The 7,525-nt window shown below is 50.4% G+C and carries 9 protein-coding genes; 2 read left to right on the top strand and 7 right to left on the bottom strand.

What is annotated here, in order from left to right; genetic code table 11:
* Positions 1-60: 60 nt before the first annotated feature.
* The 6 genes from ABE528_RS24875 to ABE528_RS24850 form a co-directional block, all read right to left on the bottom strand.
* Positions 61-453 carry a hypothetical protein gene (locus tag ABE528_RS24875; protein WP_346654345.1) on the bottom strand — a complete coding sequence of 131 codons (393 nt, stop codon included), beginning with the start codon at positions 451-453 and terminating at the stop codon, positions 61-63.
* A 54-nt stretch (positions 454-507) separates the two neighbouring features.
* A complete protein-coding gene (locus tag ABE528_RS24870) occupies positions 508-1,167 on the bottom strand; it encodes a hypothetical protein (RefSeq protein WP_152956172.1) in 660 nt (219 codons plus the stop codon).
* Positions 1,168-1,577: 410 nt separating this feature from the next.
* On the bottom strand, positions 1,578-2,741 hold the full coding sequence (locus tag ABE528_RS24865; RefSeq protein WP_346654344.1) for a PIN domain-containing protein: 1,164 nt from the start codon (positions 2,739-2,741) through the stop codon (positions 1,578-1,580).
* A 29-nt stretch (positions 2,742-2,770) separates the two neighbouring features.
* Positions 2,771-4,246 (bottom strand): AAA family ATPase, encoded by a 1,476-nt coding sequence (locus tag ABE528_RS24860; RefSeq protein ID WP_346654343.1) that lies wholly within the window; start codon positions 4,244-4,246, stop codon positions 2,771-2,773.
* 174 nt (positions 4,247-4,420) lie between these two features.
* Complete coding sequence (locus tag ABE528_RS24855) at positions 4,421-4,672, bottom strand: hypothetical protein (RefSeq protein ID WP_346654342.1); 252 nt, start codon at positions 4,670-4,672, stop codon at positions 4,421-4,423.
* Positions 4,669-4,926, bottom strand: coding sequence for a hypothetical protein (locus ABE528_RS24850; RefSeq protein ID WP_346654341.1), 258 nt, complete (start codon positions 4,924-4,926; stop codon positions 4,669-4,671). The genes ABE528_RS24855 and ABE528_RS24850 overlap by 4 nt, the downstream gene beginning before the upstream one ends.
* A gap of 181 nt (positions 4,927-5,107) precedes the next feature.
* On the opposite strand from ABE528_RS24850, the gene ABE528_RS24845 reads away from it, so the two are divergent.
* Positions 5,108-5,302 carry a hypothetical protein gene (locus tag ABE528_RS24845; RefSeq protein WP_346654340.1) on the top strand — a complete coding sequence of 65 codons (195 nt, stop codon included), beginning with the start codon at positions 5,108-5,110 and terminating at the stop codon, positions 5,300-5,302.
* On the top strand, positions 5,299-5,574 hold the full coding sequence (locus tag ABE528_RS24840) for a pyocin activator PrtN family protein (RefSeq protein ID WP_346654339.1): 276 nt from the start codon (positions 5,299-5,301) through the stop codon (positions 5,572-5,574). The genes ABE528_RS24845 and ABE528_RS24840 overlap by 4 nt, the downstream gene beginning before the upstream one ends.
* 463 nt (positions 5,575-6,037) lie before the next feature.
* Here the strand turns inward: ABE528_RS24840 and ABE528_RS24835 are convergent, their stop codons facing one another.
* Complete coding sequence (locus ABE528_RS24835; RefSeq protein ID WP_346654338.1) at positions 6,038-7,240, bottom strand: hypothetical protein; 1,203 nt, start codon at positions 7,238-7,240, stop codon at positions 6,038-6,040.
* Positions 7,241-7,525: the final 285 nt, after the last annotated feature.

The raw sequence follows: 7,525 nt of genomic DNA, 5'->3' as shown, positions 1-7,525 counted from the left end.
ATTTGCGGTTCTGTACGGAGATCGGTTCATCAGGCCGACCTGGTGAAAATCAGGGCCTGCCTAACGGCAGGCCGTTACCGGCCCGCACACAAAAAATCTGACAGTCCCGGCTTCGAAGACGGCGAGCTTGCCCTGCAGATCCGCCATGGCCTCTATCATGATCTGCTTGTCCAGTTGGCCGTTTTTCTCCTGTTCCACCAGCCGGTCAATCCAGTGCTCGTTGGCCAGAGCCATTTGCTTGGCCCGCTGGTACACCGCCTCGGTTTCGGCGCTGGGGGCGGCCTGGGCCGTGGCGCCCAGCGCAAGGCCGAGCACCAGGGTCGGAAGCTTGAAGAGCACTTGAAATCCTCTTTGGTAACGGACGAACGCCCGGCACTCTTGCAAAACCAAGGCAAACTTTTTCTCTAGGCCGATCTGCGCGGACTGACTGACCGCGCCACCGGCCGTTTTCATGTTCCGATCGTTGCCCCAGCCCACAATGTCACTAAGGAGCAACCCATCAACACATCAAAACGACTCAACAGGCTTCTTGGCCTCAGCCAGAACCTTATTTTCCTCTAACCGAGGAAACGTAAACCGAATAACCATCCCCGCACCCGCACCTTGCCCAACCATCACCAACTCAGCGGACCGAACATTCTCCGGTGCAGCAGCCAACGCACTAACAGCATTGGTCTGCCCGTCAGCGCTCAGCCCTTCGAGAAAGGTGTAAGTCAGACTGCCAGATGCCAGAGCGACCTGCTCAAAGTTGGAAATCTTCGTCGTCAGTTCTTCTTGGCTTCTCGACTTTCTCGCAGTATCAAACACATCCAGGATGGACTTTTCATCGTTCATGGAAACCAGCGTGAACGAGTTGGAAAGCCCCGCGATAGCTTTGACATAGGCGTTTTGATCAAACGGGCTGATCAGTGAAACCATCATCAGCTTGCCACCGGAGAAGATCAGTGCGACGGTGAATTTCTCTTCCAGGAAATCTACATCGTCGATACACCTCGCGGTCCCGCCGACGTCTTTGGAGCAGTCGTAGTAACCTGCAGCTTTAGTGAATTTTGCGAGCGGGGTCTGGTAGACGTAGTTCTTGAACAGCTTTTCTTCGGCGAGAGCCCCCTGAGCGGAGGCGAGCAAGGCGCCGGCCACGAGAATGGATGATGCGACTTTCTTCAGCATGGGGTCCCTTCCTTACTTTGACTGATAGCCAGATGCTATCAGCCCATTTCAGGGCTGTCTTGCTTAATCCCACACTGGATGAGGTTGTACTCCCGGATATCACTCAGCCCAAGCGGTCATTCCTGATAAACTCTCTCACCTCCCAGCCACACCGATTCTCTACCCCAATGTCCCCGATCTCCGCACCCGCCCCACTCTCCCGGCGTTTTTCCGTTGCGCCGATGATGGATTGGGGGCACTCTTGCTGAAAGGCAATAAACTCAATACCTTTATGGGCATCAGTTATCCCTCGTACCATTTTTGTACCATCCACTTTCCGTGGCTCGGGGAGATGACGCTGGGACGTAGACAGCCCGCTACAGACGCAGGGAAGCACTTGAGATAGCACTTCCCTCCGTGACGTCAGTATGTCAAACAAGGGAATCGAGAGAAGACCGTCTCATCGAGTCGATCTCGTTAGCACACTCGGCTAGCTGTTGCATTAAATAAGCCATTTCTGACTCCTTATGATTACAACGATCTTTGAGACGTGACACAAGACTCGAAGAATTTGAGGTAGCTATTAATTTCTTGAGTGCCTTGATGGAAGTCGACGTGGCAGCAAGCTGGCCTCTCAGGACTTCCTGCTGCATGAGAATTTGATCCAGCGACTTGGGCGAGGAAGGTTGCTCCCAAGGTAAGTCGAGCACATCATCGTTACTTACTTCAACTTCAAGGGCTGCATCCTCAATCTCCTTGATTACAGAAGCAGATGTTCGCTGATGGAGATAATCATTAGCAAGGCTCAGGAAATTGCTATGACTATACATGTAAAAATCAGCGCCAGCTTCTGCTTTAAACTCAGAAATCAACTCAGGGCGCGGACTCAAAGTCTTTCCTCCGACCCTTAGCCACCAGTCATCCTTTTGATCCCCTGTAATCAATATAATCGACGAAGAATGCGCCTTTGCATAATCAATTAACTGACGCCACACAATAAGATCGCCATAGCGCGCGCGCACGTGCTCAAAGACTGTAGAATTTTTATATTTACCAGCATCTTCGTAACCTGGAGGGATGTGATTAGCATAGCGACCTTCACCAAACTTAAGGAGCTCCTTGAGTTTGTTTTCATCATATGCGTCGCCCACCTTACCTTCCAGCAAGTCAGCCAATCTCTCCTTTACATCGTCTCTGACCACTCTGTCTTCGTAATATTTTGCTTTATCTTCCAACGCAGAAATAACCCTGCAAGAAACCTCAACAAAATTACGATGCAGCTGACTATCAAGAAATGGATGTTTTGTATTCGATTCCAACTCCGCCAGAAAATCTGACAGCTTTTTTGTAGACTCCGCATACATACACGACTGCTCGTGGACTATTGATGGTCTGTTCCGCAAAAACTCATATATAACCTGATGCGGTATCCAGACCCTCTCGCCTAGTGTCTCGATTATCTTTAGCAAAGCTTCCCGTGCTTCGTCGGATCGCTTATACAAACTAGTAAGCACATTGGTATCAAAAACAAAGATGCAATCATCCCAAAGCTTCTGCTTCGCTTGGTCATCGAAACCAAAGTAGTTAGCAAACATCCCTCTCATTGAAGCCCTCTCAGACTCAACTAAACTGACAACAGTCCACGTATGCGGAGTGATAGCATCTCGCAGAATTCGCGATTCTTCCTAATCCAGAGAGCGAAAAACGCTCCTCTAACTATGGCCTCAGGTACTAGCCCTATCTTCATACCGAGCTGTACATATAGTAGATGAGGATCCCTATTTGTTCGGATCACTTCTTCGACCGCTCCAGCAACCTGAGACTGCGCCTCCGGAGGCCGCTGACAAGAAATGGTCAGCACGACTAGATCTGTGCCCAAATCTTCACGCACTGATTCAAATACTGAAAGCTCCGGTTGATCTCCAGGCAGCCTAATTATCCCGCTTTCAGGATCATCATCACCAGTCTGCTCCGAGTCACCATCGATAATACAAAGTGATTTGAATTTAATCGACGGATTCTTTGAATGACTTCTATGTGTGGATACTGCAGTACCGTCGCCGGCGACGGCATGAATTTCAACCTGCTCAAATGCCACCCCAAGCATTTCTCTCAGAACACTTTCTACCCAAGCCTTCGCAAACTCATCCTCAACAAAAATTGCAAGCCGCTTATCGACTCTGCCTGACACCGCACGAAGTGCCTCAACTGATAGCTTTCCTTGCTTTAACTTACCAGAAATACTTGCCCAAATCGCTTCATTCGGAAGCGGGGCAAGCGCGTAATCACTGTGGGTCGTGAACACCGCCTGCAGCGATTTACGCTCAGCAACATCAATTAAGTATTCAACCATTCGCCGAGTTGCAATTGGATGCAAGCCATTCTCGATTTCTTCGATTAAAATTAGCGAGTTCGATGGAGCCTGCTCAATCTCCAAAATCATCCTAATAATCGAGGATTCACCAGCTCCAAAATGGAACTCTGAATACTGGTTATCGCCTGTCCTTCCAATTAGAAACTGCTGACCATCACTAATTGAGGTAATCCTAAAACCTTCAACAGATTTCCCTAGAACATGCTCAATTTGCTGGATCACACTTGGACCGAGAGGCACCAATGCACTCTTATGTATATAGGAAGACTTAGTAAGCTTTTTGTACTTTGTCTTCTCGGCAGCAGGAACAGTTCGCTCGATCCCAAAAAATAGTACCGGACGATCTAAAACTTCATCCCTTGCCCACTTCGCCTGTCGAAAACTGCTTGTCCTTCTGACCAACTGCCGAGGATTTACCTTCTTATCAACAATTTCATATTCAATCCTCCATCCCGCCATCGACTCATCACCAATAGCACTTTTTGGAAAAAAATTCCCCGGCTTAATTGGTTTATAAGCGCATCCCGCCACACCCAGTACCGATGATTTTCCGCTTCCATTAGGCCCAATCAAAGCAGTAACTGGAAACTCGAACGAAATATCCTCACCAACAAAACCTCGAATTTTTTGTATGCTGGCCTTATACAAATATTGGCCGTAATCATGTGTACGAACTTTATTCAGCAAAGTGATCTTGGTGGATTCACGAATTTCACTACGTTCCATCGTTATTGCCCTATTAAATTGCAAACAGAAGGACTTAAGCCCTAATAACTCCAAAAACTCAGAGTGGCATTATGCCGCCATATTTTCAAGAGCCTACTCACATCATGTCACCGCGCCAATCACCAGTCCGCCCAAGGTGTCGACCCACCGGCGGGTGAATATCTCCAGCACGCATCACAGCTCGATACGCAGGCCGTCCAGGCCGCACTCCTCGGCAAACTTGACCAGGGTATCTAGGCTGGCCCAGGTCTTTACCGGCTCGCGCTTGGAGCGCACCGGGATCAGCCGCGCCGAAGGCCCGCCGACGCGAATGCCCAGCGTCCACTGGCTGCGGTCCAGCTCATACCGCCCGGCCACGGCGTCACGCACCTGGCGGGTGCTGGCCAGCACCCGCAGGGTGTGGCTTTCGACGGCCTGGCCGATCATGCGCCGCCCTCCCGCCGCAGTGCGTCCAGGCGCGCCGTGGCGGTGTCGATCACCAGCTGATACAGGCGCTCGATGCGCGAACTGTCCCGCGCCTTGACCAGTTCCAGGGCTTCGACCATGCCTTCGGCGCGGGCCTGGGCAATGAGGCAGTTGACGGCCGTGCCGGCATTGGCCATCTCGGCCAGGCGTTGGCGCAGAGCGCCGTGATAGCCGGCCGGCAGCACCAGGCCGGGCAGAAACTCATCGTTAGCCATAACGCTTCCCCTCCTTTCGCTGGGTGGCCGACAACATGGCGGCCATCAGTTCATCAGCTCCCGCCGCACATGGCTGCCCAACTGCGCAGCACACCTGTCACCGCCGACATGCTTACTATCGCCAGCCGAGTTGTCCCGAAGGGGTGCACTGTTGCCGACTTCGCTACCGATGAGACACGCCATGGCTGAGCGAATTCGACCACCAATGGCATCGCACAGCCTCGACCTGCCCGCCATCTGTGATATCTGCGGCAAAGGCAGGTCGACCAGACGACATTCGAAATGCAGTCGGATCCGCCAACTGCGCGAGAGCGATAAATGGGCAGCCTACATGGCCAATGTGGCCGCAAAACGAGCACTGGGGAGGCGCGCATGAACACTGTTTTCGTTCTGATGGCGCAATACAACGGACTCGCCATCATCCCAATCGCCCAGGTGTGCACCGACTACTTCACCCACCTGACCCCTGACATGTTTCAGCGGAAGGTTCTTGCCGGACAAATCAAGCTTCCTATCACCAGGCTCGAGGCAAGCCAGAAGAGCGCACGAGGCATTCATATTGCCGACCTGGCGCATTACTTGGATCAGCAGCGGGAGGCTGCCCGTAAGGAGTGTGCGCAATTGAACAAGACGCTGCGGGCCGGCTAACCGGGAGATTGCACCTCGCCTGGCCAGGTGCCGGTGGCGGTCGACATCGTCGACGATCAACCCGGACCGGCATTTGGCGAGGGCAGCTAACGACCCATAGCAGACTTTCAAGCATGGCCCCCAACATTCCCGCTGCACCAGCATCAGACGTATAGGCCACGTCAGCGGATTGAGAAGGTTTCGGCGGTATGGACCAAGGGCTGCCCTTTCTCTGTTTCAACAGCCGGGACAAGCTGGCGCTGCAATTGATAAAAGAGCGTGGCACCGTGCCTGGCGTGCACGCCGGCCGCGTCGCCACAGCCATATCCCCGGTGCTGGCTACGGCCAGCGAGAAAACAAGATTGAGGACCTGATGGCGTACTTCGTCGCCGCAGACGGGAGGCTGGCGCGATCAGTTGGCGCTTTCGCCCTTTCAATTTCATGGTCTCGTTCGCGCTGCTCCAGTAGAGGAGAGTCATCAACTTTAATTGAGTAATCGTTCGAGTATGCTTGAAGTTTTTTCTCTCTTTAGGAGCATTGGGATATCACCTGGGTGAGGTGCAGGAAGAATCCCTTCTTTTCCATCAAGCCAGTCATCTACTTTGGAGAGCTCAAGGCTAAGACCTCGATACCCTACGGCAAGCGGAGTATCAAAAGTTCTCCTTATTCCGACTTTTTCTTTTGAGGCGTGGGTGATCTTTGCTGAAATTCCGAAATTTCCTGTGGTCGGATTTGACAATAGTTCGTCGATATTTATTTTATTATCTGCTGTAGGTGCTTTATAAGGCGCCTCAGCGTCTTCAGGGGTGCGACTTCTCGTGAATCCTACGTCTGTACTGAAGTCGCCAGAATATTCAACATCAAATATTGTGGAGTAGTAGATCTCATATGGTATTATTATCAATGCTTTGCAATCGTCACAAAGTGTGCGTATTGCACTCATGGTGGTGCTATTGTTGAGGCCTTTCAGTTTTTGCGTTGGGTTAATTGTCACCTCCTTGTTTCTGCGAAGATAGGAAATTAACTCGATCGGACTAACTGAGTAATATTGAGCGGCAGGTATGGAAACGGAAATAGATTTCACATCGTTCACGCCCATCCCTAGATTTGGTAAGCCATTAATGGGCAGTGATGCTGCCAAACTACCGCCAGTGCTCATGTTTTTATAGAAATCAGGGAAGCCTACTCGGCGTAGGTACATGCTTTTTGCGGCTGGTTTAATTTCGTCGGATGCATAACAACCACGGCCGGGCTTAGCAATATAATCTGGCAGTTTGTCAGATCCAGTATTTGCGTTTACGTCGTCCTTATTGACTTCGTCGTCTTTATTTGCCTTGCCATCTTGATCTGCTTTGAGAGCTATGGTGCAGTTGTCGCTAGCTGCTTTAAAGCTCCAAGTATTTCCATAATTGCTTTCTAGTAACTTAAGTATGTCGTCAGGTGGGAGCTGGCCGATTCTCACAGTTGTAAAGTCGCATCCTTTTGATTGATATTTTTCTTTTCCTTCGCATGCCTTGTTGTATGCGTGTAGGTAAACGTTTCCTATGTAGTAATCTTCCTTTGGTGGAAACATGGGGTTGATGCCGTACTCATTTATTGCACCAACCCATTTTTGATCAAGATCCCCCTTGGGGAAAGGGCAGCCTGCCAATGTTAGCGAAGTCAAAATAAAAACAAGATGCTTCATAAAGAGCTTCCTTTTTATAGTTATTCTAAGTTGCTGCGCTAACTGCTTCAATTTCGTTGAAATTCAAAAGAATCAGGCCGTTTGGTGTTGATATTTGGTAGGGTCTAACATTTTGATTCTGGTTGTTCAAAAATTGCTCGTAATCTGTCAATAACTCATGGGCGTTCGCTGAATATGTTTGGATGGTTATAGATGATCCGCTTTTTAGATAGATTGTGATTTCTGCCATCGCTTATATGCTCCACCATGCAACGTAATCTTTACTGATAGCTGATGCTTTGGGTA

The sequence above is a fragment of the Pseudomonas sp. TWI628 genome (assembly GCF_039673865.1).
Classification (GTDB): domain Bacteria; phylum Pseudomonadota; class Gammaproteobacteria; order Pseudomonadales; family Pseudomonadaceae; genus Aquipseudomonas.
The sequence above is the reverse complement of the archived record's forward strand: the minus strand, read 5'-3'. Positions and strand labels throughout refer to the sequence as shown.